General features: G+C 65.8%; 22 protein-coding genes and 1 pseudogene. 14 read left to right on the top strand and 9 right to left on the bottom strand.

What is annotated here, in order from left to right:
- Positions 1 to 60: 60 nt before the first annotated feature.
- Positions 61 to 1,035: a TRAP transporter substrate-binding protein gene (locus MFF22_RS01165; protein WP_238247385.1), complete on the top strand. Its 975-nt coding sequence runs from the start codon at positions 61 to 63 to the stop codon at positions 1,033 to 1,035.
- 1,196 nt (positions 1,036 to 2,231) lie between these two features.
- On the opposite strand, the gene MFF22_RS01160 is transcribed toward MFF22_RS01165, so the two are convergent.
- Together MFF22_RS01160 and MFF22_RS01155 are read right to left on the bottom strand one after the other, a co-directional pair.
- Positions 2,232 to 3,518, bottom strand: coding sequence for a Y-family DNA polymerase (locus tag MFF22_RS01160; RefSeq protein WP_238247288.1), 1,287 nt, complete (start codon positions 3,516 to 3,518; stop codon positions 2,232 to 2,234).
- Positions 3,515 to 3,943 carry a LexA family protein gene (locus MFF22_RS01155; RefSeq protein WP_238247287.1) on the bottom strand — a complete coding sequence of 143 codons (429 nt, stop codon included), beginning with the start codon at positions 3,941 to 3,943 and terminating at the stop codon, positions 3,515 to 3,517. Before MFF22_RS01155 ends, MFF22_RS01160 begins: the two co-directional genes overlap by 4 nt.
- A gap of 304 nt (positions 3,944 to 4,247) precedes the next feature.
- Between MFF22_RS01155 and MFF22_RS01150 the strand changes: the two genes are divergently transcribed.
- Entirely contained in the window at positions 4,248 to 4,601 is a 354-nt protein-coding gene (locus tag MFF22_RS01150; RefSeq protein WP_238247286.1) for a hypothetical protein, read from the top strand.
- A gap of 63 nt (positions 4,602 to 4,664) precedes the next feature.
- Complete coding sequence (locus MFF22_RS01145; RefSeq protein WP_238247285.1) at positions 4,665 to 4,949, top strand: hypothetical protein; 285 nt, start codon at positions 4,665 to 4,667, stop codon at positions 4,947 to 4,949.
- Between the two features lie 21 nt (positions 4,950 to 4,970).
- Here MFF22_RS01145 and MFF22_RS01140 read toward each other — a convergent pair whose 3' ends face one another.
- A complete protein-coding gene (locus MFF22_RS01140; RefSeq protein ID WP_238247284.1) occupies positions 4,971 to 5,141 on the bottom strand; it encodes a hypothetical protein in 171 nt (56 codons plus the stop codon).
- Between the two features lie 157 nt (positions 5,142 to 5,298).
- On the opposite strand from MFF22_RS01140, the gene MFF22_RS01135 reads away from it, so the two are divergent.
- Positions 5,299 to 5,502 carry a CsbD family protein gene (locus MFF22_RS01135; RefSeq protein ID WP_238247283.1) on the top strand — a complete coding sequence of 68 codons (204 nt, stop codon included), beginning with the start codon at positions 5,299 to 5,301 and terminating at the stop codon, positions 5,500 to 5,502.
- Between the two features lie 51 nt (positions 5,503 to 5,553).
- Here the strand turns inward: MFF22_RS01135 and MFF22_RS01130 are convergent, their stop codons facing one another.
- The 3 genes from MFF22_RS01130 to MFF22_RS01120 form a co-directional block, all read right to left on the bottom strand.
- Positions 5,554 to 5,928, bottom strand: coding sequence for a response regulator (locus MFF22_RS01130; RefSeq protein WP_238247282.1), 375 nt, complete (start codon positions 5,926 to 5,928; stop codon positions 5,554 to 5,556).
- Positions 5,929 to 6,087: 159 nt separating this feature from the next.
- Positions 6,088 to 6,489: a phospholipase A2 family protein gene (locus tag MFF22_RS01125; protein ID WP_370877598.1), complete on the bottom strand. Its 402-nt coding sequence runs from the start codon at positions 6,487 to 6,489 to the stop codon at positions 6,088 to 6,090.
- A 155-nt stretch (positions 6,490 to 6,644) separates the two neighbouring features.
- Positions 6,645 to 9,413 (bottom strand): hybrid sensor histidine kinase/response regulator, encoded by a 2,769-nt coding sequence (locus MFF22_RS01120; protein ID WP_238247384.1) that lies wholly within the window; start codon positions 9,411 to 9,413, stop codon positions 6,645 to 6,647.
- Positions 9,414 to 9,862: 449 nt separating this feature from the next.
- On the opposite strand from MFF22_RS01120, the gene MFF22_RS01115 reads away from it, so the two are divergent.
- The 5 genes from MFF22_RS01115 (at position 9,863) to MFF22_RS01095 (ending at position 16,526) form a co-directional block, all read left to right on the top strand.
- On the top strand, positions 9,863 to 11,899 hold the full coding sequence (locus MFF22_RS01115) for a GAF domain-containing hybrid sensor histidine kinase/response regulator (RefSeq protein ID WP_238247280.1): 2,037 nt from the start codon (positions 9,863 to 9,865) through the stop codon (positions 11,897 to 11,899).
- A gap of 57 nt (positions 11,900 to 11,956) precedes the next feature.
- Positions 11,957 to 12,742 (top strand): cobalamin-binding protein, encoded by a 786-nt coding sequence (locus MFF22_RS01110; protein ID WP_238247279.1) that lies wholly within the window; start codon positions 11,957 to 11,959, stop codon positions 12,740 to 12,742.
- 736 nt (positions 12,743 to 13,478) lie between these two features.
- Positions 13,479 to 13,766 carry a co-chaperone GroES gene (groES, locus tag MFF22_RS01105; RefSeq protein ID WP_238247278.1) on the top strand — a complete coding sequence of 96 codons (288 nt, stop codon included), beginning with the start codon at positions 13,479 to 13,481 and terminating at the stop codon, positions 13,764 to 13,766.
- Positions 13,767 to 13,865: 99 nt separating this feature from the next.
- The gene (groL, locus tag MFF22_RS01100; RefSeq protein ID WP_238247277.1) at positions 13,866 to 15,509 is read left to right on the top strand and encodes a chaperonin GroEL; all 1,644 of its coding nucleotides are present in this window, start codon (positions 13,866 to 13,868) and stop codon (positions 15,507 to 15,509) included.
- Positions 15,510 to 15,710: 201 nt separating this feature from the next.
- Complete coding sequence (locus MFF22_RS01095; RefSeq protein ID WP_238247276.1) at positions 15,711 to 16,526, top strand: transglutaminase-like domain-containing protein; 816 nt, start codon at positions 15,711 to 15,713, stop codon at positions 16,524 to 16,526.
- A gap of 524 nt (positions 16,527 to 17,050) precedes the next feature.
- Here MFF22_RS01095 and rsgA read toward each other — a convergent pair.
- From rsgA to MFF22_RS01080, 3 genes are all read right to left on the bottom strand, one after another.
- Positions 17,051 to 18,085 carry a ribosome small subunit-dependent GTPase A gene (gene rsgA / locus MFF22_RS01090; protein ID WP_238247273.1) on the bottom strand — a complete coding sequence of 345 codons (1,035 nt, stop codon included), beginning with the start codon at positions 18,083 to 18,085 and terminating at the stop codon, positions 17,051 to 17,053.
- A 172-nt stretch (positions 18,086 to 18,257) separates the two neighbouring features.
- Entirely contained in the window at positions 18,258 to 19,145 is an 888-nt protein-coding gene (locus tag MFF22_RS01085) for a cobalamin B12-binding domain-containing protein (protein ID WP_238247271.1), read from the bottom strand.
- Between the two features lie 188 nt (positions 19,146 to 19,333).
- On the bottom strand, positions 19,334 to 19,810 hold the full coding sequence (locus tag MFF22_RS01080; protein WP_238247269.1) for a BLUF domain-containing protein: 477 nt from the start codon (positions 19,808 to 19,810) through the stop codon (positions 19,334 to 19,336).
- Positions 19,811 to 20,384: 574 nt separating this feature from the next.
- On the opposite strand from MFF22_RS01080, the gene MFF22_RS01075 reads away from it, so the two are divergent.
- The 5 genes and pseudogenes from MFF22_RS01075 (at position 20,385) to MFF22_RS01055 (ending at position 26,053) form a co-directional block, all read left to right on the top strand.
- Entirely contained in the window at positions 20,385 to 20,672 is a 288-nt protein-coding gene (locus MFF22_RS01075) for a sugar 3,4-ketoisomerase (protein ID WP_238247268.1), read from the top strand.
- A gap of 51 nt (positions 20,673 to 20,723) precedes the next feature.
- A pseudogene (locus tag MFF22_RS01070) lies at positions 20,724 to 21,955 on the top strand (IS3 family transposase).
- A 176-nt stretch (positions 21,956 to 22,131) separates the two neighbouring features.
- Positions 22,132 to 23,232 (top strand): DegT/DnrJ/EryC1/StrS family aminotransferase, encoded by a 1,101-nt coding sequence (locus MFF22_RS01065; protein WP_238247266.1) that lies wholly within the window; start codon positions 22,132 to 22,134, stop codon positions 23,230 to 23,232.
- The gene (locus MFF22_RS01060) at positions 23,229 to 23,885 is read left to right on the top strand and encodes an LbetaH domain-containing protein (RefSeq protein WP_238247264.1); all 657 of its coding nucleotides are present in this window, start codon (positions 23,229 to 23,231) and stop codon (positions 23,883 to 23,885) included. Before MFF22_RS01065 ends, MFF22_RS01060 begins: the two co-directional genes overlap by 4 nt.
- Positions 23,882 to 26,053, top strand: coding sequence for a glycosyltransferase (locus MFF22_RS01055; RefSeq protein WP_238247262.1), 2,172 nt, complete (start codon positions 23,882 to 23,884; stop codon positions 26,051 to 26,053). Before MFF22_RS01060 ends, MFF22_RS01055 begins: the two co-directional genes overlap by 4 nt.
- Positions 26,054 to 26,327: the final 274 nt, after the last annotated feature.

The raw sequence follows: 26,327 nt of genomic DNA, 5'->3' as shown, positions 1-26,327 counted from the left end.
CGCGATGGCCCCGCCGCCCTGAGCCGCCGCACGGCGCTTCGTCTGGCGGGCGCCGCCGTCATGGGGATGGCCAGCGTGTTCAGCCCTGCGATCGTTCGCGCGCAAGGCGCGCCGACGAAGCTGAAATTCGGCAATGATGTGCCGCTCACGCATTCCCTCAACGTGCGGCTCGCCGAGGCCATCGGCGCGATCGAACAGGAGACGAACGGGCGTCTTCTGATCTCCGTGTTTCCGAACAACCAGCTCGGCAGCGACACGGACATGATCTCGCAGTTGCGCTCTGGGGCGCTCGAACTCGCCACTATGCCCACGACCCTGTTGTCGACCCTGGTTCCCTCCGCAGCCCTCCCGGCGATCGGGTTCGTCTTCCCGAGCTACGACAAGGTTTGGCCGGCGATGGACGGTGAGGTCGGCGCCTTCATGCGACGCAACATCGAGAAGGCGAACCTGCAGCCGTTTGAAGCGATGTGGGACAATGGCTTTCGCCAGATCACGACAAGCACGAAACCGATCGTAAACCCGAGCAATCTGAAAGGCTTCAAGATCCGCGTGCCGGTCGTTCCGCTCTGGGTCTCGCTGTTTGCGGCGCTCAATGCTGCACCAACAAGCATTCCGCTGAGTGAAGCTTATGCCGCGCTCCAGACCAAGATTACGGATGGACAGGAGAATCCGCTGGCGATCATCAATGCGACCAAGTTCTACGAGGTCCAGAAATACTGTTCACTCACCAACCATGCATGGGACGGCTTTTGGCTACTGGCCAGCGGTCGCTCATGGAGATCATTACCCACCGAATTCAAAGATGTGATGGCGAAGCACTTCAATGCTGCCGCACTAAGACAGCGCGAAGACAACCTCAAGGACAGTCTCGCACTGAAGGCTTCCCTGGAAAACAAGGGTATGATTTTTAATTCAACCGACCCCAATGAATTTCGGCAGCATCTGGAAAAGACAGATTTTTACAAGACGTGGAAAACAAAATTCGGCGGCGAATCTTGGGCGCTGCTGGAAAAATATGCCGGACCCGTCGGATGATAGGTGAATAATCGGATATTCTATCGCCGAATATTCGGGAGTTATGCTTGATAGTCATCCTTGTGGTCTGATTCAGTGATAGCAAATACTGTTAATGACCGACGAATTTAGGTTCGAAACTATAGGTATATTGCCAACAATCGCTTTAGCCGAGATTCCTGAGGAAAGCGAAAGAGCCCCAGCTTCGCCATCCAGCCGGCGAATTCGGCTTCGCGCCTCAACCTCATCGCGGGTTGTGAGGCTGACTCAGAATAACCGACCAGCCCGGCTCCCTTTGAGCGAGGCAGGAGCGCTCTCGTCGGAGATCCCGGGCCCTGCCGTTCCAAGCACGGCCGGCATGTCGACACGCAGCGCTTACGGGATGGTGCGGCGGAAAGGTAACTGGCGGAGAAGGGGATTCAACGTCGCACGCTCAATCCCACTGCAAAAAAGCTTTTTCGCTCCGAGTTCGCACTTCGTAGCAACGTTTTGGGGCACCCATCAAACCATGGGAACGGGTTCGACAGCGACGATCGTCCGTTGGCGAGGTCATCGGATAGCGGTGTGCAAGGGACAGTCCTGCAGAATAACGGCCTTGTCAGTTTACTAACATCGCAGCGCGAGCCTTCTGGGACGCATACAAGCGGATCTTCCGCTTTGCGCCCAAGCCGGTCATTTGTCGGTGTTCGGCTGCATCTCTAAAGCAGACATGGCTGGCGCGAAATCGAGGACCAAGTAGGACTCCTCGTGGCGCTCCACCGGGAGCCAGGGCGGCGCGACCTAGCATCACGCCTTGGCCTGGATGATCAAGTTAGGACGATCGCAAGCGATAGGCCGACATCAGCAACTTCATCGCGACGATGGCGCGTGCGAAACCCAGGTTCGACGCGGATAGGCGGATGACGGCATCGCCCAACGGAAGCGGGGCAAGACCATCGGCGTCCCCGCGTCCTCGACGGCTAAGGTCGGTACTCTTCGGGCAGGATACTGCGGACGTGTTGTCGGACGACCCGGCACCGAATGGCTTGCCGACGAGCGTCGACTCTTCCGGCCAGTCTCGGGGCACGTGCAAGGGGCCAACGACGACCGCGACATGCGGCCCTCCCTCCGCGGGGAGCCGCGACGAGGCGAAGCCGTCGCCATCCCCGGGCCCATGCATGAACGCGTCTTTCTTCCGGAGGTACGGCTTACTGACCACGTTCGAGTTCGTCAGCCCTTTAAGCCGCCATCACCACCGGCACCTCGTCGACCCTGGTGGTGTAGCGGGGCGAGCGCATCTCGAACTTGGTCGACCACTCACGTCTCGGGGCGAACCCGGCGCTGCCCGGGACGACCGCGCCCCGCCCGAAACGCCGATTGCAGGCATCCAGCGCCCCCATCAGCGCCGCCCCGTGTTCCCGGTCGAGTTGCCCCAGGCCCGGGAAGGCCCGCTGCGAGGCCGCCAGGGGCACGAGATCCGTCGTGACGACACCGGCCTTGGAATAGCGGTAGCTGTCCCTCCAGGTCTTCCGGACGCCGTGCAGGCACGCCTTCACCAGCACGAGGGTGTCGTTCGACGCCTCCGGCAGGGTCACCACCGACGAGACCGAGCGCTGCGGCCGGTCCCGGTCGTGCTCCGAGGTGTGGAAGAAGACCGTCACATGGTCGGTCCCGAGTCCCCCCGCGCGCAGCTTCTCGCCCAGCCGGGCGGCGTGGGTCGCGACGGCCTGCTCCATGGTCGCGAGGTCCTCGACGCGGTCGGAGAAACTGCGGGTCACGGCGCACCCTTTCCGGGTCGGTGCGACCTCCTCAAGGTCGAGGCAGGCCATGCCGCGCAGTTCCTGCACGAGGCGCTCGCCTACCACCGTCATGGCCTTGCGCACCGCCCGGGTGTCGAGGTCGCGCACGTCGGCGACGCTCTCGCAGCCAAGGGCCTCCAGCTTGCGGGCGTTGGCCGGTCCGACGCCCCAGATGTCCTCGGGCGGGATGCGGGCCATCCAGTGGTCGTACTGCACCGGATCGGTCAGGTCACAGACCCCGCCGAGCTCGGGTGCCTTCTTAGCCACGTGGTTGGCGAGCTTAGCGAGCGTCTTGGTGGCGCCGATGCCGACGCACGTCGGGATGCCCGTCCACACCCGCACCGTCTCCCGCATGTCCCGGCACAGGGTCACGCGGTCGGCCTCGCGCACGTCCGAGAGATCCAAAAAGCTCTCGTCGATGGAGTAGATCTCGATGCGGGGCGAGAAGCCCCGGTAGACCGTGTTCACCCGGGCCGACATGTCACCGTATAGGGCGTAGTTCGAGGAGTAGACCCGCACGCCCTGCGACCGGCACATGTCTCGGATCTTGAAGAACGGCTCGCCCATGCGGATGCCGAGCGCCTTCGCTTCGGACGTCCGGGCAATCGCACAACCGTCGTTGTTCGACAGCACGATCACGGGCACCCGGGCCAGCCGGGCGTCGAACACCCGCTCGCACGAGCAGTAGAAGCTGTTGCCGTCCGAGAGGGCGTAAGCCCGGGTCATTCCGCGCGGCGCCTTGGGTTGATCGACCCCGACACCACGCCCCAGACCTCGACCACCGCGTCCGGGGCGAGGCGGAACTCGGGGAAGCGCGGGTTGGCAAAGGAGAGGATCACCCGCGGGCCCTGGCGGCGCCAGACCTTGAACGAGCGTTCGCCGTCGACGTCGACTACCACCACGTCGCCGTTGCGTGGGCTCAGTGACCGGTCGACCACCGCGAGGTCGCCGTCGTGCAGGCGGGCCAGGAGCATGCTGTCGCCCGCCACCCGGACGAGGAAGGTCGCCGGCCGGTTCGCGATCAGCAAGCGCTGAAGGTCGATCTCGTCCTCGACGAAGTCGTCCGCGGGGCTGGGGAAGCCCGCGCGGACCGCCCTGGCGAGGATGGGAACCGGGGTCGGCAACCCGACCGTGATACCCAGGACCTGCATGCGTGCGCTCCACGAATCCGCAAAGAACAAAAGTGGAACACACGGGGCAGGTTCCGCCAAGCGGCCACGCCTGCCGAAATTTTCGGGTGTTGATGGGTGTGGATAACCTTGTGCTTCATCCGCGCTTCGGGCTGCACCGGCATGCGAAAGGCCGAACGCGCCGAATCGTTTATGCTGCGGTGCAACATTAATTGCCGAAGAGGGTTGTTCGAGCGCTACCCTCGCATCGCCGCGTGAGGGACGGCACCGGGTCGCCCGTTCGTCGGACGGGGCCGCGGCGCTGCCATCCTCCGAAAGCGACACGATGCGCCTCGCAATGACTCTGGCCGCCCTAGGCCTCGCCACCCTCCCGCTGCCCGCGCTGGCATCCTCCTGCGCGGAGCAGATCGGAACCATCGAACGCCGCCTCGACAGCGCGGGCGCCGTGCAAGTCACCGGCCTGCAGGCGGGGCACACCCTCCGGACGGGCTCGCCCCGCGGCGTGACCACGGTGCGCCTAAACGCGCCGAGCGACCCCGCCACGGTCTCGACCGCGGACCACGTCGCCGAGGCACGAACCCTGATCGCACGGGCGGTCGCGGAGGACCGCCGGGGCAACCAGCGGGCCTGCGAGAACACCATGACCGAGGCCAAGGGCATGATCGGCGCCCTGCCGTAGCGTTCCGTTCGCCGGTCCGCCCCCGCGCGGACCGGCCCGCACGAGCATGAGGGAGTCCCTGAGATGATCGGTCCCGCGGAATTCGAGGACATGCGCCTCGACCTCCTGGCCATGGACGAACGCGCGCGGCTCTACGATGCCGCCCTGGTGCCACTGAATCGACACTGGAAAGAGCGGGGCGCCGCGTCGGTCGGCAGCGTCAACCGGATCTGCGAGTCCGTCTACGCAAGAGCCGAGGACCGGCCGCTCGCGGATTGGAAGGCGGTCGTAACGGAAGCCGTCGAACTGGCCGGGTTCGGCATCGTCTGGAACGGCGACGCCGTGGCCTCCCTCGAAGCGCGACGCTAGCCTTCTACTGAATGTCGGGCGTCAGTCCTTGAGGCGACCCGTCAGGAGGAGGTGGCGCGCGTCCTCCGCCACCTGGTTGCGGGCCCCGCGCCGCCCGATCAATTGCGCCGCCCGGCTTCCGCGCAGCCCCGCCAGGGTCAGGGCGCCGTCCCTCACGTAGGTGTAGACCCCTTCGCCGGCGAAGGCCGACACGCGCGGTAGTGGGATGTGTCGCAGAGATACGTATCCCGCCGCCCATCGGATCGGGGGCTCCATCGCGGGGCCGTGATGGCCATCGAGGAACGGGAACTGTACCGCGGCCGTTCCTGCGCACCTCGACCGATCCCGGTCATGGTTTGGGAGAAGCGCCGTGAGCAGCACCACCGACAAGATCAAGGGCCTTGCCAACGAGGCCGTCGGCAACGTGAAGCAGGGCATCGGCAATGCGACCGGCAACGACAAGATGAAGGCCGAGGGCCACGCCCAGGAACTCAAGGGCGAGGCCCAAAAGACGACCGGCGACGTCAAGGACAGCGCCAAGCACGTCGCCGACAAGGTCACCGGCAAGGCCTAGTGCGCACGGGCGCGGGACGGCATGCCCGTCCCGCGCCCCGACCGTCTCCGATCAGACGGCGTGGTGGATCGCGTCTATGACCTCGGACGCACGGTAAGGCTTCGCCACGAACCGACCGTGGTCCGGCACGTCCCGGGCGGACAGGCGGTGGCGGCCGGAGGTAAGGACCAAGCGGATCTCGGGCCATGCGCGGTGCACGCGCTCCGAAAGCGTCAGGCCGCACATGGAGCCCGGCATGTCGATGTCGGTGAACACGACGCCGATGTCGCCGCGGCTCTCCAGGATGCTCCAGGCCTCGTCCGCGTGACGCGCCTCGATGACGCTGAATCCATTGTCCTGCAGCGCCTCGACGGCGTTCATCCGCACGTGGTCGTCGTCCTCGACGACGAGGATCACTGATGCTTCCGGCGCGCGCTTCCCCGACATGGATGATCCAACGGCGAATCCGGTGATGGGTTTCCGACGAGAACGGCTCTCGTCGCAACCCTGCCTCGACAGCCAACCGTCATAGGGACCTCCCACAGACACGAGATGGCGAGCCGGGCACTCCGGTTCGCCTCCCGACCTGGGAACAGCCGTCATCGCCTAGCGGGTATAGGCCGCCCAGGCTTTGGCGCCACGGCCCCGGGCGTCCACCGCCGGGTGTTCCGGCTCCCGTGACGACAGCATCATCGAAGCACCCATGGATACCAGGCCGGCCATGGCCCTCAGGTCGTCCGATTGCCGGGGATCATGCGAGATGGCCTCGGCCTCGCGCTGGAGGCGAAGGTTGCAGGCCTTCGTCGCCAACCCGCCATCGGGCGTGCATGCATCGTGTCGTGCGCACGCGGCATCCAGGGCATCCACCGGGGCGGCGGGGGCGTTGTTGCCCGGACCGCAGTAGTTCCCGTGTATCAGGGCCGTTCGCCCATGCTGGGCGGCCGTCTGAGCGGTGGCGGTACCGCAGAGGGCCAGGGCGAACGGAAGAGCAAGCGCAAGCCTATAGATCATCGCGGGATCTATCCTCGGTTCTTCAGGCGCCACGTGCTTGCGCAAGAGTGGCTACAATCCGGATTTCCGCGGTAAAAGTCCCTCTATTACGCTCCGGTTCCAGGTCGGTCGCGATGCCGCAACCTCCGGTGTCCGCCACCGGCCAGGCGACCTCAGGTCCTTCGCGAGCGCCGGTTCCGGACGACCCGGCGGAGGACGGCCGAGACCTGATCGGCCGAGTACGGCTTCTGAAGGAGCTCGAAGCCGTGGGCGCCCTTCTCGGCCAGGACGTGGCTGTAGCCGGAGGCGAGCACCACGGGCAGGTTCGGCAGGCGGGCCCGCAGCAGCTTGGCGAGCTCGATCCCGCCCATGCCCGGCATCACCACGTCCGAGAACACCACGTCGAAGCCGCCGCCGTCCGGACCGATCCTGTCGAGCGCCTCCTCCGCGTTGGCCGCCCAGGTCGTCTCGTAGCCGAGGTCCTGGAGGATCTGGGTGGCGAACCGCCCGACCTCGACGTTGTCCTCCACGACCAGCACGCGCTGGCCGGCGCCGCCGGGCTCCAGGTGCGCCGCCTCGTCGCCGCCGCCGCCGGCGACGAAGTCCATCTCGGCCTCGGGCAGGTACAGGGTGAAGGTCGTGCCCCGGCCGGGCTGGCTCGCGACGGCCACGTCGCCGCCCGACTGCTTGGCGAAGCCGAACACCTGGGACAGGCCGAGGCCGGTCCCCTTGCCGACCTCCTTGGTGGTGAAGAACGGCTCGAAGATGCGCATGAGGACGTCCGGGGGGATGCCGGAGCCGGTGTCGGCGAGCGAGACCGCCGCGAACGGCCCGGCGGCGCCGGCATGACCGCGGATGGACGGCAACGGCACGCCGCAATCGAGGCGCAGGGTCAGCGTGCCCTCGCCGTCCATCGCGTCCCGCGCGTTCACCGCCATGTTCACGAGGGCGGTCTCGAACTGGCTGACGTCGACGCGCACGCAGCAGGGATGCTCCGGCAACTCCGTCCGCACCGTGATGCGCGCGCCCGTCACGGTGTCGAGGAGCTCGGCGACGCCGCGCAGGCGGGTGCCGACGTCCACCGTCTCCGGCTTCAGCGTCTGGCGCCGGGCGAAGGCGAGGAGCTGTCCCGTCAGCTTGGCGGCCCGGTCGACCGTGTCGGACACGGCGTTGAGGTAGCGGACCTTGCGCTCCTCCGCGAGGGCGGGCCGGCGCAGGAAGTCCACCGAGGAGCGGATGATGGTCAGCAGGTTGTTGAAATCGTGGGCCACGCCCCCGGTCAACTGGCCGACGGCCTCCAGCTTCTGGGACTGGCGCAGCGCCTCCTCGGCGTGCAGCAGCGCCACCCCCTGGGTCTTCTCCGCGGTGACGTCGCGTCCGTAGGCGTAGACGAGGCCACCCTCGACGGAGGTGCGCCAGGAGATCCACCGCGGGGTGCCGTCGGCGTGGCGGTAGCGGTTCTCGAAGTTGTCGAGGTCGTCGGCGGCCGAGGCCCGGGCCAGGGCCGCCTCGGTGAGGGCGGCATCCTCCGGCCAGACGAATTCCAGGAAGCTGCGCCCGACCACCTCGGACGGGCTCTGCCCGAGGATGGCCTGCCAGGCCGGATTGACCGCCCGGAAGAGGCCGTCGGCGCCGACCACCACCAGCAGGTCGCGCGAGTTTTGCCAGACCCGATCGCGCTCGGCGGTACGCTCGGCGACGCGCTGCTCCAGGCTCTCGTTGAAGCCGAGGAGCTCGGCCATGGCCAGTTTCTGGTCGTCGATGTCGGTGCTGGTGCCGACCCAGCGCACGACGGTCCCGTCGGCGTCCAGGACCGGCTGCGCCCGCGCCAGGAACCAACGGTAGGTGCCGTCCCCGCGGCGGAGGCGATACTCGCACTGGTAGTCCGAGCGGGCGGCGACGATGGCGGCCCAGCGCTCGGCCACACGGGCCCGGTCGTCGGGATGGATGATGGCGAGCCATCCCTCCGCGTCGAGGTCGCCGGGACGCATGCCCGCATAGGCGTAGACGCGCTCGTTGAACCAGTATGCCGCCCCGGCCGCATCCGTAGCCCAAACGAGGTTCGGCAACACCTGCGAGAGGACGCGGAACTGCTCCTCGCTCGCGCGGAGCGCTTCCTCGGACCGCTTGCGGGCGGTGATCTCGATGGCGGTCCCGAGCACGCGCACGCAGCGTCCGTCCTCGAACAGGCCGCGTCCCTTGGCGGCGACCCACCGGACGACCCCGTCGTCCCGGCCCACGGTCCGGTACTCGGCGTCGTAGGCGGCCCGCCGCCCGGGATCGACCGCGGCGGCGAAGGCCGACATCGTCGCGTCCCTGTCGGCCGGATGCACGCCCGCGAGGAATTCCGCCCCCGTGACCGGGCCGTCCGACGACATCCCGAACATCGCCTTCACGCTGTCCGGCCAGAACGCGGTGTCGTTGACGACGTCGACGTCCCAGAACCCGATCCCGGATGCCTCCGTCGCGAGGCGCAGGCGGACGTCGGACTCGCTCAGGTCCGCCTGCGCGGAGACCTGCGCCGTCGTCTCGGAGCAGGCGCAGAACATGCCGACGACCCGGTCGTCCCCGTCCCGGAGGGGCGAGTAGGAGAAGGTGAAGGAAGCCGTCTCCTCGTAACCATGCCTGACGATCAGGAAGGGCACGTTCTCCGACCATGTCGCCTCGCCGGCGAGCGCGCGGTCGACGAGCGGCTCGACGTGGGACCAGACGTCCGAGAAGACGTCGCGGAATCGGCCGCCGAGCGCGGCCGGATGCCTCTGGCCGAGGATCTCGGCGTAGGCATCGTTGTAGACGAGCCGGAGCTCGGGGCCGAAGGCGACGAACATCGGGAAGCGGGAGCCCACCATCAGGCTCACGGTCGAGCGCAGGCACGCGGGCCATGTCCCCGGATCACCGAGCGACGAACCGGACCAGTCGTGCCCGCGCAGCATCGCCCCCATGCGACCGCCGCCCGAACGGAAGGCCGCTGCCGTCCCGAGGCCGCCGTCGCCGCCCTGCGCTCCTTCTTCCACCGTCCCGAGTCTCCTCCCGGCCTGCCAACCCGCTCCTGGCGCCGCTTCCTTATCGCAGATCCCGTCGCGTGTTCGTCTCGCCGTCTTCGGTCGCGCCGGTTGTCCCTGGCCTTTCGAGCCGACGATGCATCGACCGGTGCGGTCGGAAGCCGGCCGCAGGCCCGGGGCAACCCTACCCGCCGGCGCAGACGCGGCCGCACGTTCCAGTTCGCCATCCCGAGGCGGTCCCAGAACAGTGCCTCTAACATCGGCCCGGGCACGCCTGGGCCGAAAGGTCACAGATACACCCGAACCAGCTAGATGCTCGCCGCGGGCGGTTAATCCTGAGGCACACGATAGACTTGACCGTATCACGGCCCGCGTCGCAACGTGGCGCAATGCCTAAGGAATTGGATCTCGCCTTGCGGGCGAGGGCCTTGGCCGAGTTGGGTATCCTCGATACCCCGCCGGAACCGGCCTTCGACGACATCGCCCTGCTGGCCTCGGAGGTCTGCGGGACGCCGATGGCGTTGATCACGCTGCTCGACGAGGACCGTCAGTGGTTCAAGGCCCGCGTCGGCTTCGAGGCCTCGGAGACCGGCCTGGCGAGGTCGTTGTGCGTCCATGCCGCCGCGGAGCCGGGCCTGACGGTGATACCCGACCTCCGGTGCGACGAGCGCACCAGGGCGAACCCGTCCGTCGAGGAGGCCGACGGCCTCCGCTTCTACGCCGGGGCGCCGCTGGTGACGGCGGGCGGGCAGGCCGTCGGCACCCTTTGCGTCCTCGACCGCGAGCCTCGCCCGCAGGGACTGGAGCCGCACCAGGCGACAGCCATCTCCGTGCTGGCGCGCCAGGTCATGGCGCAGATTGAGCTGCGGCGGGCCGTGAGGGACCTCGCAACCCGGACCGAGACCCTCCGCGCGCAGGAGGGCCGGCTGCGCACGGTCTTCGAGACGATCTACCAGTTCCAGGGGCTCCTGGCCCGGGACGGCCGGCTCATCGACGCCAACGCGGTGTCCCTGCGGGCGGTCCAGCGCACCCTCGACGAGGTCGTCGGACGCCCCTTCTGGGACACGCCTTGGTTCACCGAGACGCCGGGCTTGCCGGACCGGGTGCGTGGGTGGGTCGACCAGGTCGCCGCGGGCCGGACCGTGCGCGACGAGGTCGAGGCCACGATGCTCGGGCGGCGGCGAATCTTCGATTTCGCGATGCGGCCCGTCCTTAGCACCGACGGCACGGTCGTCGGCATGGTGCCCGAGGCCGTCGACGTGACCGAGCGGCGCGATGCGGAGGCTCAACTGCGGCAATCGCAGAAGATGGAGGCCGTCGGCCAGTTGACCGGGGGCTTGGCCCACGATTTCAACAACATGCTCGCCGTCATCGTCGGCAGCCTGAACCTGCTGCAACGTCGCCTCGACAAGGGCGAGACCGACGTCGGACGCTACGTCGACGCCGCCCTCGACGGGGCGGGCCGGGCCGCGGCGCTCACCCATCGCCTGCTCGCCTTCTCGCGGCTGCAGCCGCTCGCACCCGTCCCGGTCGACGCCAACCGCATGGTCGCCGACATGCACGACCTGCTGGTCCGCACGCTGGGCGAGGACGTCCGGATCGAGACCGTGCTCGCGGCCGGCCTGTGGAAGGCGCACGCCGACCCGAGCCAGCTTGAGAACGTGATCCTCAACCTCTGCGTCAACGCCCGCGACGCGATGCCGGACGGCGGCCGCCTCACCATCGAGACGAACAACGCCAGCATCGACGACGACTACGGTCGCGACCATGAGGCCTCCCCGGGCCAGTACGTCCTGATCTCGGTCTCCGACACCGGATCGGGCATGCCGGCCGACGTCGTCGCCAGGGCGTTCGACCCGTTCTTCACCACCAAGCCCCCCGGCAAGGGGACGGGGCTCGGCCTGAGCCAGGTGTTCGGCTTCATCCGCCAGTCGAACGGGCACGTGAAGATCTACTCGGAACCCGGCCACGGCACGACGCTGAAGGTCTACCTTCCCCGTTACCGCGGTCCGGAGGAGGCCCCGGCGACGACCGTCCGTAGTGACGTGGGCGAGGCGCGCGGGACCGAGACGGTGCTCGTGGTCGAGGACGACGAGCGGATGCGGGCCTGCTCGGTCGAGTCTCTGCGCGAACTCGGCTACGACGTCTCGCACGCCCCGGGCGGGGACGACGCCATGCGCATGATCGAGGCCGGGCGCACCTTCGACCTGATGTTCACCGACATCGTCATGCCCGGCATGACCGGTCCGGAGCTCGCCGAGCGGGCCCGCGGCGTGCTCCCGAAACTGAGGGTCCTCTATACGACCGGCTACGCCCGCAACGCGGTCATGCACAACGGGACCCTCGAACCCGGAACCAACCTCCTGACGAAACCCTACGGCATCGCCGAGCTCGGCGCCCGGATACGGTCGGTCCTCGACGCTTGAGCGACCCCGACATGAGTTGAGGCGGACGGCACGCGGTCGCCTGCGCTATGGATAGGCATGCGTCGCTTCCCGCCCGAACGGATCGTCTGCCTGACCGAGGAGACGGTCGAGACCCTATACCTGCTGGGGGAGCAGGACCGGATCGTCGGCGTCTCCGGCTACGCGGTCCGCCCGCCCCAGGTACGTCGCGAGAAGCCCCGGGTGTCGGCCTTCACCAGCGCCGACATCCCCAAGATCATGGCACTCGCGCCGGACCTGGTCCTGGCCTTCTCGGACATGCAGGCCGGCATTGTGGCCGACCTCGCCCGGGCCGGCGTCGCGGTCCACCTCTTCAACCAGCGCGACGTGGCCGGCATCCTCGCCATGATCCGGACGGTGGGGGCCCTCGTGGATGCGAGGGACCGCGCGGAGGCGCTGGCCCGCGGCTACGAGGAGCGACTGGCGACGGTCGCCGGACAATCGCACGGACGCCCGCGGCCACGGGTGTACTTCGAGGAATGGGACGAGCCGATGATCTCCGGCATCGGGTGGGTATCCGAGCTCGTGCGCATCGCGGGTGGTGACGACGTCTTCCCCGAACTCGCCCGGCAGCCGGCGGCCGAGGACCGCATCGTGACATCCGAGGCGGTGTTGGCCGCCAGGCCAGAGGTCATCCTGGCATCCTGGTGCGGAAAGAAGGTGGTGCCGTCCCGCATCGCGTCGCGGCCCGGCTGGTCCTCGATGCCGGCGGTTGCGCAGGGACGGATCGTCGAGATCAAGTCCCCACTCATCCTGCAGCCCGGCCCTGCTGCCCTTACCGATGGCTTGGATGCGATTGTTCGCGTGCTTGGCCTATCGCACTGAAGCGTGGGTGGAAGAACTAACTAGAAAACGTAAGCGAGGCCGCACTCGTCGGAATGCGGCCTCGCTCAACTTCAGGTGATTTTAGACCCGAACATTGGGTCCCAGATCACAACATTGGAGCTGGGATCAACTAGGGCTCGGTTTGGGCCATCGTCATCAGCGTCATGCGCGATTCGCAACTTGATGCACACCTTCGGTGGTATGATATCGATGATCCTGAGGGTGGTACTCTAAACCCACCAAATGCGCCGCGCTGAATGTCCGTTTGTCTGCAATCCGAGCTTCAAAGCCGACCGGCCGCTTCCGGCCATGAGCGGAAGTTGGCAGTCTGCCCGGAAGCAGACGTTCGAAGTTCGGCAGCCTCTGGCCGAAGGCGGAACGACGGATTCGGGATAGGCTGGCCAGAAGCGCGGACGGCCTCCTGCCGATCCATGGCAACCGCTAGATCCGCACTCGGCACTTTCCAAAAAGGCCGATCTGCCTCCGACCCGGTTCGGTACGCTGAGGATCCCGCGCAGGGGGCCGCTACTCGATCCGCAGAAGGTCGAGTGCCGTCGGGCGCATTGCCGCCACCTCGATCCTCCCTGTCTCTCTTCGTGGGCACATTAGCAGTTAAGTGTAGCGAGTGCTAAGGACGGGTCAGTCGGGCTGCGATGCGCTGCGTCGCCGCTACCCATCCCGCGATAGCGCCAACCGTCGTGGTTGGATCTCGCTAGGGATCGATCAGGATCTAACGATGAAATTCCGTCCGCTACACGACCGGGTAGTGCTCCGTCGCATCGAGGGCGAGGAAAAGACCAAGGGCGGCATCATCATTCCCGATACGGTCAAGGAGAAGCCGCAGGAGGGCGAGGTTGTGGCTGTCGGTCCCGGCGCACGCGACGAGGCGGGTAAGATCAACACACTCGATGTGAAAGCCGGCGACCGCGTCCTGTTCGGTAAGTGGTCCGGCACCGAGGTCAAGATCGATGGTCAGGACCTCCTAATCATGAAGGAATCCGACATCCTGGGCGTCGTCGCCTAGCTCCGATCAGGCCACGCACGGTCTTGAACCCGCCCTGCCCTTCGAGGCGCCCGTTCCAGCACGCCTTGGGGCCGAACGACAGATGATGAGCTCCCTAACATGTCCGCCAAAGACGTTCGTTTTTCGGTCGATGCCCGCGAGAGGATGCTGCGCGGTGTCGAGCTACTTGCCAATGCGGTGAAGGTGACGCTCGGCCCGAAGGGCCGCAACGTCGTGATCGAGAAGAGTTACGGTGCGCCCCGGATCACCAAGGATGGTGTGACGGTCGCCAAGGAGATCGAGCTGGTCGACAGGTTCGAGAACATGGGCGCCCAGATGGTGCGCGAAGTGGCCTTGAAGTCGAGCGACATGGCTGGCGACGGCACCACGACCGCGACTGTCCTGGCCGCCTCCATCGTGCGTGAAGGCGTAAAGTATGTCGCCGCCGGCATGAACCCGATGGACCTGAAGCGCGGCATCGATCAGGCGGTGGCCGTTGCCGTGAAGGACATCGCGGGCCGCTCCCGTAAGGTCGCTTCCTCCGACGAAATTGCCCAGGTCGGCACGATCTCCGCCAACGGCGACAAGGAGATCGGCGAGATGATCGCCCATGCCATGCAGAAGGTGGGCAACGAAGGCGTCATCACCGTCGAGGAGGCCAAGACCGCCGACACCGAGCTGGACGTCGTCGAGGGCATGCAGTTCGACCGCGGCTACCTCTCCCCGTACTTCATCACGAATGCGGAGAAGATGCGGGCTGACCTGGAGGACGTCTACGTCCTCATTCACGAGAAGAAGCTCGCCTCGCTGCAGGCCCTGCTGCCGGTGCTCGAGGCCGTCGTTCAGACCGGCAAGCCGCTCCTGATCATCGCCGAGGACATCGAGGGTGAGGCTCTCGCCACGCTCGTCGTCAACAAGCTGCGCGGCGGCCTGAAGGTCGCGGCCGTCAAGGCGCCGGGCTTCGGTGATCGCCGCAAGGCGATGCTCGAGGACATCGCGATCCTGACCAAGGGTCAGATGATCGCCGACGATCTCGGCATCAAGCTCGAGAACGTCACGCTCGAGATGCTCGGCCGCGCCAAGCGCGTGCGGATCGAGAAGGAGAACACCACGATCATCGACGGCGCGGGCGAGAAGTCCGACATCGAGGGCCGGATCTCGCAGATCAAGGGGCAGATCGAGGAGACCGCCTCGGACTACGACCGTGAAAAGCTGCAGGAGCGTCTGGCCAAGCTCGCGGGCGGCGTCGCTGTGATCCGCGTCGGCGGTTCGACCGATGTCGAGGTTAAGGAAAAGAAGGACCGGGTCGACGACGCGCTGCACGCCACCCGCGCGGCGGTCGAAGAAGGCATCGTCCCCGGCGGCGGCACGGCGCTCCTGCGTGCCAAGGCGGCCGTTCAGGGCCTTTCGAACGACAATCCGGATGTCCAAGCCGGCATCAAGATCGTCCTGAAGGCTCTCGAGGCCCCGATCCGTCAGATCGCCTCGAATTCGGGCGTGGAAGGCTCGATCGTCGTCGGCAAGATCCTAGACAATTCCTCCTCGACCTACGGCTTCAACGCCCAGACCGAAGAGTATGTCGACATGCTCCAGGCCGGTATCGTCGATCCGGCCAAGGTCGTTCGCGCTGCCCTTCAGGGGGCGGCTTCGGTGGCCGGCCTCTTGGTGACCACCGAGGCGATGATCGCCGAGGCTCCGCGCAAGGAGGCTCCTGCCATGCCCGCCGGCGGCGGTATGGGGGGTATGGGCGGCATGGATTTCTGATCTTCCGAATGAACTTAGGAAGCTTTCCGGCGCGCCGTATGGCGGTTTGCCGGAGAGCGCTTCGAGCGATACTAAGCTCGGATCAGTGTGACCGGACAGGCCATGTGATTGAGGCCGCCGGATTGCGGCGTTAGGCGATCCCGAGCTTGCGCTTTCGGCTTGGACTAGCGCGGAACCCCATACCGCTCCTCGAGAGATCCCATGCGCATACACGTCGGCTGCGAGATGACTTACGAATTTCCGCAGCCCACTCCTGTCATCGCGATGCTCAACGTCCACGCATCGCGCTTCTCTGATCTCGAACGGCCCGACCACCTGATCACGAGCCCGGCTGTTCCGCTGGATGGCTATCGCGACAGCTTTGGGAATTGGTGCAACCGCATGGTTGCTCCAGCAGGGCGTTTCACCCTCAAGACCGATACGATCGTGCGGGATCACGGCAGCGGCGATGCGCGGGAGGCCGACGCCCAGGAGATCGCGGTCGAAAGACTGCCTTCAGAGAGCGTGCTCTTTCTTCTCGGCAGCCGGTATTGCGAGACCGATCGCCTCTTGCCCATCGCCTGGAATCTCTTCGGGAATATACCGCCCGGTTGGGGCCGTGTGCAGGCGATCTGCGATTATGTGCATGATCGAATCACATTTGGTTACGAGCATGCCCGCCCGACTCGGACGGCCTTCGACGTCTTCGAGGAGCAGCGGGGCGTTTGTCGCGATTACGCGCACTTGGCAATCACGTTCTGCCGCTGCCTTAACATCCCAACACGCTATTGCAACGGTTACGTCAGCGATATCGGTCTGCCTTTACCGCACGCGCCGGGTGATTTCGCCGCCTGGATGGAAGTGTATCTCGACGGCCGCTGGCACACCTTCGACCCACGCAACAACAGTTCACGGATCGGCCGGATCCTGATCGCCTACGGTCGCGATGCTGCCGACGTACCGCTGACGCTTACCTTTGGGGCGAACACCCTCATGGACTTTCGTGTGACGACAGAGGAAGCAGAAAACAAATCCTGAAACTCACCACGATGAGCGCTGCCGCACTAGCCTCTGAGATGGCGTCGCAGGCGGCGATCTGCTTGGGTTGTTCGTGCTAACCTGGATTGCTGCGCTCCGGTCGCAAGGACGAGATCGACGGCACGATCCAAGCTTCCCGGGAAAGGCGCTAGCCCTCACCCCGGACGGGTCGCGCCTGAAGAATGGCAGCGCGCACAAAGGGACGCTTCAGTCCGACCCCAACTTTTGGGCGACTAACGAATTCCTGAGCGCCGGGGTGGCTGCGAACCGCTTTGACGAGGTTCAATCGATAGCCTGCTTTGAAGTGAAACTCGCTTTCCCCCACGCCAGACAACAACGCTTCGACTGCCGCGTCCACCTCGTCTTCGGAGATGATCCCCGACTCACATAAGGTCCCGATCGTTCGAAAATCTCTCATCGTGGACATGTAGGGCGCGACAAGAGCCGCACCAAAGCGAGGACCACTCCCATGGGGGGCGATCACTTGCATACGGCTTCAATGCCGCAGAAATGAGTCGCGGAGCCTACCGGTGGACACGCGGGCGGCCCCTCGGCCCAACGGATGTCGGCGTGTTGTTGCGGTTCTCTTCGGAAAGTTTCCGCCACCGGATCAATCGCTCAGGTTCGATCTTGCCTTCAGCGACAGCGACGCTGACGGCGCAACCGGGCTCATAGGCATGGGTACAGTCACGGTATCGGCACGAGGGCGCGAGTTCGACGATCTCGGCGAACAGAGTTTCGATTCCCTCCGCGGCGCCACCCAGGTGCAGCGTTCGCATTCCCGGCGTATCGATGACCCAGCCGCCGGCGGCAATGCGATGCAGCGAACGGAAAGTGGTTGTGTGGCGTCCCTTCGCATCGTGCTCGCGAATGCCTCCGGTCTGCTGAGCAAGTGCCTGACCCGGGCCCGCCAGGGTGTTCACCAGAGTGGATTTGCCGACACCGGAGGAGCCGACGAGCGCCACGGTTCGCCCTGTTCCGCACCACGGAGCAAGCCTGTTTGCAGCGTCGGAGAGACGTGGATTGACGGTCACGACTTCGAGCCCGCGTTGCAATTGGGACGCTTGGCTCTGGTAATTTTCCAGATCGTCGGTTGTGTCGGCCTTGGTGAGCAAGAGCACCGGGGTCGTGCCGCCTTGATTGGCCAGGGCCAGATAGCGCTCCAGGCGCGCGGGATTGAAGTCGGCGTTGCAGGAGGTAACGATGAAGAGGGTATCGATATTGGCCGCAGCGGCCTGAAGAGTTTGACTGCCTTCCGTGCGCCGCTCCATAACCGTCCTGCGGCCGAGACGGCGATGCAAAGTCTGGGTCTGGGGGGCGACGAGTATCCAATCGCCTACCGTAAAGTCGCCCGCGATAGCACGAACGCCCAGCGTCAACTCGACCGAGCCGGCCTCCGATAGGGCGGTCAGGCGAGAGCGGTGGATTGAGGCAATCCGCATTGGGGCGAAATCGGCCTCATGGGGCTCGCGCTGGTCTTCGAAGAAGTCGGACCAACCCAGACTTGCAAGCGGCACGGGCTGGGAGGCGGTGGGATGATCGGTCACAGACCGGCCCATGACACGACATCACGCGCCTGGCCAGCCCTCTGCATTAGGCCCACACTGGGGCATGATCAGTCGAAGGATGGGTGAGCGCCGCTGACCACGACGCCGCCGGCAAGGCGGTCGAGGCATTTCCCTGCTGCGCCGTCATCAAGCCGGGCGGTCGGCTGTCGATGCGGTTGAAACCTCACGCCTTGTGATGCTCGAGCGAGAGATCGAGCAGCCGTTGGGCCAAGAGCACCGCCGTCGGCGCGTCCACCGCGGAGGCGTCCGCTCCGACCTGTCGTACGAGGTTCGGGTTCTGTAGGAACATCGGGCCGCCCACCATGACGCCGATGGCTCGGTTGCACGACGCATCGCGAACAGAGCGGATCGCCGTCGCAAGTGGATTGACGCGGGTCTCGCTACTGAGCGTCAGTCCGACGACGCCGAACCATTCTGACGCTACCAAATCGGTGATCTCCTCTGGACTGGAGGAGAGGACGAGAGACACGGCCCAGCCTGCCCTCGTCAGAAACTGCTCGACGATCCGCACACCCAACGTGTGCTGCTCACCTGGCGCCCCCATTAGGAGCAGGCGGCGCTTCCGATCGAGTGAGGCCAGCCCGTCGTCGGCCCGGAAGCGCGCCACGAGATGCTGGAGCCGGGCGACCCCGGTGGTAACTTCGAAGAAGTCGCAGAGGTCCTCGTCCCACATGCGCCCCAACAGGGCGGCGGACGGCGCCAGAAGATCGAGGAACAGGCGATCGAGAGGATAGCCTGCCGCGACCAGAGCCGAGAAAGCCTCGATCACAGCCCGATCGTCCGGCGAGAGGGTGAGATCGGTAAAGGCCGCGATCTGCCCCTCATTGGGCTTGTATGCGGGTTTGGTCAGCTCGGTGCTCACACCGCGATGGAGGAGGACCAACTGAGGGATAATTTCAGCCTGGACGACTAGCTCCAGGGCGAGAAAGCGTTCGCGTGCTGACTCGGCGGCCCGCTTTCTTGCGTACTGCCGGCGCGCTTCAGCCGCGCCCTCGCTATCGTGCCTGACACCATCGCCCCACAGATGTTCGGACGCACCGAAATTCTGCATCGTCCCCCCTGGGCGCTCTCGCGCCGGCAGCCTTGCTGGCCGCTCGATCACTGTGCGCCATGAGAAACTCAGATTGCGACGTTGTAAAGGATGAGCCGGATTTCCTGATATCGGACCATCATCGTTCGGTGATATCTACATCTGCGAAGCTGACAGCACGTCCGACGGATCTCATTATCCGGGCTTGATTATCCTCGCCCGAGCGAATGCAGAGGTCCTGTATCGAGTTGCATCAGGATCCGCCTAAGCGCCGCAGCATTATTTTGGTCTTCGGCGCTCTCCAGTGCGTCCTGAAGGACAACACGGATATCGTCGGCCTCGACCCTCTCCATGTCCCAAGTCGGATAGAGGCGCTCCCGCTCCTCTTCACTCTGGTCCAGCACGACGAGATCGTGATGCCGCGGATCGCGATGCAGGCTCGCGATCAACTTCTTCATCTGGGCCGCCGGCCCTTCGATCCACTGGAAAAAGATACCACTGCCGAATACGAGGACCCCGGTGATGCCACGCGCGAGATTATGGCGCTGTGCTAACTCGACGAGGCGGCCGACTTCGGCGTAATCGATGCCCTTGGCGGCACGGCTGCAGTACACGAAATGGTATAGGGCGGGCATGTCCGTGTCGCCTGGCTCGGCACCGCGTGGGATGCCGTACTCATCGAACATGAAGGCGTCCCCCGTTGAGGCTAGGCCGGCCGATCCACCCAGTGCGTCGGCTCAAGGTAGCGCAAAAAATCTGTTTTGGAATCGAGGTTGTTTGCCCGGGCCATCAGTAGGGCAGTGACGGCGTTACAATTCGCCATGACCGCTTCGGGGAAGTCGTGACCAACAGTCGAACGGCTGGGTTAGGCACGTGGCTGCCATAGTAGCACCGGAACACACGTCCGCTTGCTGGATCCGCACGGTTGCGCGTGAACGACTGCGTCGGGTGGGTTCCTGCCGGTCGGCTTGCGGATAGTGGGGTCCGAAAAGCAGACGGTGGAGGGTCTGTAGAATTACCTCAGAGGCGCAAATTTGCATCGTGCAGTCGTGCTGCAGCACCACGCGATCAATGCCGAAGCCCTTGGGAGAGATCGACGGTGCAGCCTCTGTAGCGGTTCGGAAGCGCGAGATGCTTCGGCAAATCGATTCGGGCATTTTAGGCAACTGACTTTGCCTTTATTGCTCGTATTTGCATCTAATCACAAAGATGTTAGTTAGTTCGCCAACAGCTAAGTAAGCGTCTCGTTGGGAGGAAGTCGTGCGCTTGATCGAGGGTGCTGAACTTCTAAAGCATGGAGTCAACGTCGATCTCCGCGGGGAGCTGGGGGCATTCGAGGATTTCAACAACCTTCCGTTCCCCCTCGAGCGAGTGTTCTTCATCAAGGCTGGGATGGCGGGCATGCCCCGCGGCGGCCACGCCAATTCTTGCGACGAGGCGATCATCGCGTTGAGCGGTTCTGTGCTTGTCGAGGCCAATAATGGCTACCAGAAAGCCGGCGTTCGCCTCAGCAGCGGCAATGAGATGGTTTGGATTCCTGCGCCCTAGGGTTGAGTGAGACACCTCGTTAGCGGACGCTGTCCGCAGCAGAGGTGGATGATGACGACAGAGACAACGACGGCCGTGGCGGCAAGTCCGGGGCGAGGCGGGCGGATGTCCCGGCAGCGCAAGCGCGATGCGGTGCTGCGGCTGATCCGCGGTGAGGACCTGGAGATGGTCTCTCGCGAGCTGGGCGTCACGGCGGCGACCTTGAGCGACTGGCGCGATGCCTTTCTGTCCGGCGGCGAGGCCCACCTGGCGACCCGCGCGACCGATGGCGAGGCGCTGGAGAGCGCCCGTCTGAAGGCCAAGCTCGGTGAGATGCTGCTGGAGCGCGAGCTTCTGGAGGCCAAGATCGCGCTCCTGGAGGGCGGCCGCCCTTTAGCGCGGCGGAGGTGGAGGCCATGAGCCGGACCCCCTCGCCGAGCCGCGGCAGGCCTTACGGTCTGGCCTGGGTCTGCCGGGTCTGGCGGACCGCGCGTGCCAGCGTCTATCGGCAGCGTCATCCCGCAAGGCCGCAGGCCCAGCGGCCTGGACCGACCGGCCCGATGCCGGACGCGGACCTGGTGGCGCGGATCCGCGGCGTCCTGGCCGCCAGCCCGTTCCACGGTGAAGGCCACCGCAAGGTCTGGGCACGGCTGCGCGTGGCTGGCGTGCGCACCTCCAAACAGCGCGTGCTGCGGCTGATGCGCGAGCACGATCTGCTCGCCCCCGCCCGCGTCGGATCCTCCCGGGGCCCGCGCAACCACGACGGCACCATCATCCCCGAGGCGCTGAACACGATGTGGGGCACCGACATGACTACGACCTGGACGGGCGAGGGACAGGTCGCGGTATTCATCGCCATCGATCATCACAACGCCGAGTGCGTCGGCATCCATGCCGCCCGGCGCGGCACCCGCTTCGAGGCGCTGGAGCCGCTGCGCCAGGGCGTCCGCCGCCATTTCGGCGCCGTCGCCAAGGACGTGGCACGCGGGCTCGCCATCCGGCACGATCACGGCAGCTGCTACATGGCTCACGACTTCCAGGCCGAGTTGGTCTTCTTGGGGGCGGAGAGCTCGCCCGCCTTCGTGCGTGCGCCCGAGGGCAACGGCTGCGCTGAGCGCTTCATCCGGACGCTGAAGGAGAACCTGCTCTGGGTGCAGAGCTTCGACACCCTGGAGGCCTTGCGCCACGCACTCCTGGCCTTCCGAGAGACCTACAACACCACCTGGCTCATCGAGCGGCTCGGCTTCCAATCGCCCGCCGCCGCCCGCCAGGCACGACTTTCACCCGCGGCTCTCGCCGCGTAGGCTCCTTCCCGGTGTCTCACAAACCGAGGGCGCTACAGGATTAAACCCGGAGTTGTCGTTTCGTTGCTGGACTTTGCGCCAAACACGATTCTTCTCGTCTGTGCGTCGGCTCGGTTCTCGGACACGCGCCACTACCCCTGCGCGCAACCCAACCTGATCTTGGCCGACCGCGCCGCATGATCCCTCAAGCTGCGCCGCAGTGGCGTGTCGCTCGGTTCCGGGGCGAGATCAATGCGGCCGTCGCCTCCGTGCTTGGCGGACACGGCTACATCCTGGGCTCGGCCGTGGCCGGCTTCGAGACGTACTTCGCGACCTATAGCGGGAGCGAGCACTGCGTCGGCGTCGCCTCCGGGACGGATGCGCTGGCGCTGGCATTGCGTGCGCTCGGGGTCGGACTCGGCGACGAGGTCATTCTGCCGGCCCTCACCTTCGCCGGCAGCGCGCAGGCCGTGCTTCAGTGCGGCGCGCAGCCCCGCTTCGTTGACGTCGATCCCCGTACCCGCTGCATCGACCCCGCCGCCGCTGCCGACGCTGTGAACCCGCGCACCGCTGCGATCATGCCGGTCCACCTGTTCGGGCACCCGGCCGATATGCCTACCCTCATGGCGCTTGCCGTCCGGCACCGGCTGGCGGTGGTCGAGGATTGCGCCCAATCCCACGGTGCCACCCTTGATGGCCGCCCTCTCGGCACCTTCGGCCATGCCGCCGCCTATTCGTTCTACCCCACCAAGAATCTCGGCTGCGTCGGCGACGGCGGTGCCGTCGTGACGAACGATGCCGGGCTGGCCGAGAGGGTGAGGTCGCTGCGAAATTACGGCTTTGCGCAGGGCGAGCGCATTAGCCGGACGCTCGGCTTCAATTCGCGGCTCGACGAGATCCAGGCGGCCATCCTCGCGGCGCTCCTGCCTTACCTCGACGCCGCAAATGCCGAGCGCCGGGCGATCGCCGCCCGCTACCGCTCGGCCCTTACTGACTTTCCCGACCTTGGGCTCCCGCCGGATCATGGGGGCTCCGTCTATCACCAGTTTGCGCTGACTCATCCCGATCGGGACGGTCTCATGAATCACCTCGCGCTGGCGGGTATCGGCAGCGCCGTCCACTACGCGCCGGGTCTTCATCGCCACCCCGCCTTCTACGAGAACGCGGACGGGCGTCTCCCGGTGACCGAGGCCCTAAGCCAGACGCTTCTCAGCCTGCCGATCCAACCGGAGGTGGCGGGCGATCACGCCGAGCGGATCTCCGCTGCGGTCGTGACCTTCGCGGCGATGGCGAGATGACCGCCATAATCCTGTTTGGCACCGGCTCGCCAGTTCTCGTCGATGTTGAAGAGAGCCTCCATAGGGCGGGCCTGTCCGTGGCGGCCGGTATCCGTAACCGCCCCGGCGCGTGTCACCTGCCCGCCGACCTGCCGCATCGGTCGGTCGAGGAACTGGACGAGGCGCTGCGGGCGCTGCCGTTCCTCGTGCCCTTGTTCACCCCGGTCCACCGGCAGGTCGCCGCGAGAGAGGCCGAAGGAGCCGGGCTGACGCGCCCGTTCACGCTGATCGATAGCAGCGTCCCGGCGCCCCGACGGCTGGAGATCGGGCTGGGCAGCTACGTCAATGCCGGGTGCAGCCTCGGCAGTTGTTTGGTGCTCGGCGCATTTACGTTCATCAACCGCGGGGCGAGCCTCGGGCATCACTCGCGTCTCGGTGACTTCGTGTCGATCGGGCCTGGCGTCGTCGTGGCGGGGCACGTCACCATTGGCCGGGGTGCGGTGCTCGGGGCCGGTTCCACCGTTCTGCCGGAGTTGACGATCGGCGAGAACGCTGTGATCGGCGGCGGTTCGGTGGTGACCCGCGATGTGCCGGCCGGGGCCCTCGTGCGGGGCAACCCTGCTCGTCTCGTTCGCAGCGATTGCGGCGGCTACAAGGGGCTTGCAGTCACGTGAAGACGCCGATCGTCCACCTCTACACCATTTGCTGGGACGAGGCCGACATGCTCGGCTTCTTCTTCCGGCACTACGATCCCTGGGTCGACCGCTACGTCATCTACGACGACGGTTCCACCGATGGCTCCCTCGACATCCTACACGCCCATCCGAAGGTGGAACTGCGCCGCTTCGTTCGTACCAATGCAGAATCTTTCGTGCTGTCGCACCGGGCGTTGCAAAACGAGGTGTGGAAGGAGAGCCGCGGCTTAGCCGACTGGATCGTCGTCACAGCAATCGACGAGCACCTGCATGTGCCCGGACGGGAGATGGCCGGGTATCTCGCCGAGGAGGCCGACCGGGGGGTTACGTTGATCCCGGCCCTGGGCTTCGACCTGAATCACCTAGACATGCCCGATGATGTGGGGCTATTGACTCAGCGCATCATCCACGGGCGACCGCGCATAGCATTCAACAAGCTCAGCCTCTTTAAGCCTGAGGCCCTGCGCGAGACCGGCTTCGGCCCTGGCCGTCACGGGGCGGTACCGCAGGGAGACCTATGCCTGCCCGCTCAGGACAACCTGGTACTGTGGCACTACAAGCACCTCGGCTTCATCCGGAACGCTAACCGCGAGGCGCTGCAGGCCGAGCGGCTTGGACAGGTCGACCGTGCACAGGGCCTAGGCCAGCACTACCTCTGGGGCCGCGAGCGGCTGCGCGCCTTCTGGGATGAGATGGATCGCGAGTCGGTTGATCTCACGCAGGTGGTGCCGAATGAGGTCTGTATCCGCCCCCTGTGGTGGGAGGAGCAGGCCCTGCGCCGGGCGGACCCGACACCGCTGCCGCCGCTGGTCCCCGCCACGCCTGGGGCGGCCCCGACCGTGTCCGTCCTGGTGAAGTCGTTTCAGCACGTCCGGTACGTCCGCCAAACGATCGAGAGCTTGCTAGCCCAGTCCTTCCAGGACTTTGAGATTGTTGTGACCGACGACGGCTCCACGGACGGGACGGCCGACATCCTTCGCAGCTTCACCGATCCGCGCATCCGCCTCGAATGCTGGCCGGAGAACCGGGGCATTTCAGCGGCGATGAACGCCACGATCGCGAGGGCCAGGGGACGCTACCTTGCGATCCTTAACTCCGACGACTGGGCGCTGCCGGGACGTCTGCGCCGCCAAGTCGCTTTCCTCGACGCACATCCAGAGGTTTCCCTGGTTTTCGGCCTACCGCGGCCGGTGGATGAGGACGGTCTCCCGACCACAGCGTTCAACGATTTTGCCTACGCGCTGCGCTTTGCGCCCTTCCCCCGCCGCGCATGGCTTCGGCACTTCTTCTTTCAAGGCAACGTCCTGAATGCGCCGACCGCAATGATCCGCCGCGAGGCCTACGAGGCGGTCGGGCCCTACGACCCGCGCCTCACCAACCTCCAAGATTTCGACATGTGGATCCGGATGCTCATGGCGGGCCACGGCATCCACCTGCTGCCCGAGCCGTTGACGGCCTTCCGCATCCGCGCCAACCACGCCAACACCAGCGCCCCAAGCCCAGAGACGCGGCTGCGCAGCTCGTTTGAGCACGCCAAGGTCCTGGGACGCTTCGCTGAATTCGACGACCCCCTCTACCGGGAGGTCTTTGATGAGGAAGGCGATGTTCAGCCGGGGGAGGAGATCGCCCTGCGCGTCGCTGCCCTGTCTCTGCGCATCGGAACTATCGAACACCGGAACTTCGCCATGGAGACCCTGTTCGCGCGGGCTCAGACGATCGATCGGGCCACCCGGCTGCGCGAATGGGGGGGACAGGTCGATGCGCTCAATATCCGCGCCGTCGAGGAGCGCGATGCGCGGATCGCCGGGCTGCACGAGGTGCTCGCGGAGCGTGACCGAACGCTGGCGGAAAGAAAAAATGCCGTGGCAGAGCGCGACCGCTCCTTGGCGAAGCATGTGGACCTTGTCGCCACCTTGGAGGTTGCTCTCGCACAGAGACGGTCTGAGGAGACGGAGCAGCGATCAGCCCATACGGCAGCGGTGGCCGCCCTCCGAGCCGAGGTCTGCGATCTAGAAGCACGGCTTGCAGGGGCGTCCGCCTCACTCGCCTGGATGCGCTCGCGCCTCACTTGGCGTTTGACTGTGCCGCTGCGTCTCCTCGCGCGCCATCAGCGCCGGATCCGACAACGCATCGGAGCCTGGCTCTAAGGCCTCAACAGAATACCAAATTACGGGAGCAACCTGGTCGAGCGGGATTAATGGCGTTCGGTCGGAACCCGACCTATCTTTCGTTGCGCGCTCGCCACTGAAGCTCGGTCTCCAATGGCGCTTTGATCTCGACGCGCAGCCAGTCGGATGCCAGCTTTCGCTTCAAGTTCTCAGTTGTATGCCCGTCGAAAGGCCGTTCAGAGGACCAACCCTGCCGGATTGCATCTTGGGGAAAGTCTTGTCGGACCAACGTTGTCAAACAGCGTTGAACTTT

Source organism: Methylobacterium persicinum (genome assembly GCF_022179525.1).
In the GTDB taxonomy this organism is placed as follows: Bacteria; Pseudomonadota; Alphaproteobacteria; order Rhizobiales; family Beijerinckiaceae; genus Methylobacterium; species Methylobacterium persicinum.
This window is presented reverse-complemented; position numbering and strand designations above follow the sequence as displayed.

Excerpts from the sequence above, each read along its gene's own strand:
- groES (WP_238247278.1), top strand. The coding sequence starts at position 13,479 with ATGAAATTCCGTCCGCTACACGACCGGGTAGTGCTCCGTCGCATCGAG.
- MFF22_RS01120 (WP_238247384.1), bottom strand. The coding sequence starts at position 9,413 with ATGGGGGCGATGCTGCGCGGGCACGACTGGTCCGGTTCGTCGCTCGGT.
- MFF22_RS01130 (WP_238247282.1), bottom strand. The coding sequence starts at position 5,928 with ATGTCGGGGAAGCGCGCGCCGGAAGCATCAGTGATCCTCGTCGTCGAG.
- groL (WP_238247277.1), top strand. The coding sequence starts at position 13,866 with ATGTCCGCCAAAGACGTTCGTTTTTCGGTCGATGCCCGCGAGAGGATG.
- rsgA (WP_238247273.1), bottom strand. The coding sequence starts at position 18,085 with ATGGGCCGGTCTGTGACCGATCATCCCACCGCCTCCCAGCCCGTGCCG.
- MFF22_RS01145 (WP_238247285.1), top strand. The coding sequence starts at position 4,665 with ATGATCGGTCCCGCGGAATTCGAGGACATGCGCCTCGACCTCCTGGCC.
- MFF22_RS01110 (WP_238247279.1), top strand. The coding sequence starts at position 11,957 with ATGCGTCGCTTCCCGCCCGAACGGATCGTCTGCCTGACCGAGGAGACG.
- MFF22_RS01065 (WP_238247266.1), top strand. The coding sequence starts at position 22,132 with ATGATCCCTCAAGCTGCGCCGCAGTGGCGTGTCGCTCGGTTCCGGGGC.
- MFF22_RS01085 (WP_238247271.1), bottom strand. The coding sequence starts at position 19,145 with ATGCAGAATTTCGGTGCGTCCGAACATCTGTGGGGCGATGGTGTCAGG.
- MFF22_RS01160 (WP_238247288.1), bottom strand. The coding sequence starts at position 3,518 with ATGACCCGGGCTTACGCCCTCTCGGACGGCAACAGCTTCTACTGCTCG.
- MFF22_RS01060 (WP_238247264.1), top strand. The coding sequence starts at position 23,229 with ATGACCGCCATAATCCTGTTTGGCACCGGCTCGCCAGTTCTCGTCGAT.
- MFF22_RS01155 (WP_238247287.1), bottom strand. The coding sequence starts at position 3,943 with ATGCAGGTCCTGGGTATCACGGTCGGGTTGCCGACCCCGGTTCCCATC.
- MFF22_RS01115 (WP_238247280.1), top strand. The coding sequence starts at position 9,863 with ATGCCTAAGGAATTGGATCTCGCCTTGCGGGCGAGGGCCTTGGCCGAG.
- MFF22_RS01080 (WP_238247269.1), bottom strand. The coding sequence starts at position 19,810 with ATGTTCGATGAGTACGGCATCCCACGCGGTGCCGAGCCAGGCGACACG.
- MFF22_RS01150 (WP_238247286.1), top strand. The coding sequence starts at position 4,248 with ATGCGCCTCGCAATGACTCTGGCCGCCCTAGGCCTCGCCACCCTCCCG.
- MFF22_RS01165 (WP_238247385.1), top strand. The coding sequence starts at position 61 with ATGGGGATGGCCAGCGTGTTCAGCCCTGCGATCGTTCGCGCGCAAGGC.
- MFF22_RS01095 (WP_238247276.1), top strand. The coding sequence starts at position 15,711 with ATGCGCATACACGTCGGCTGCGAGATGACTTACGAATTTCCGCAGCCC.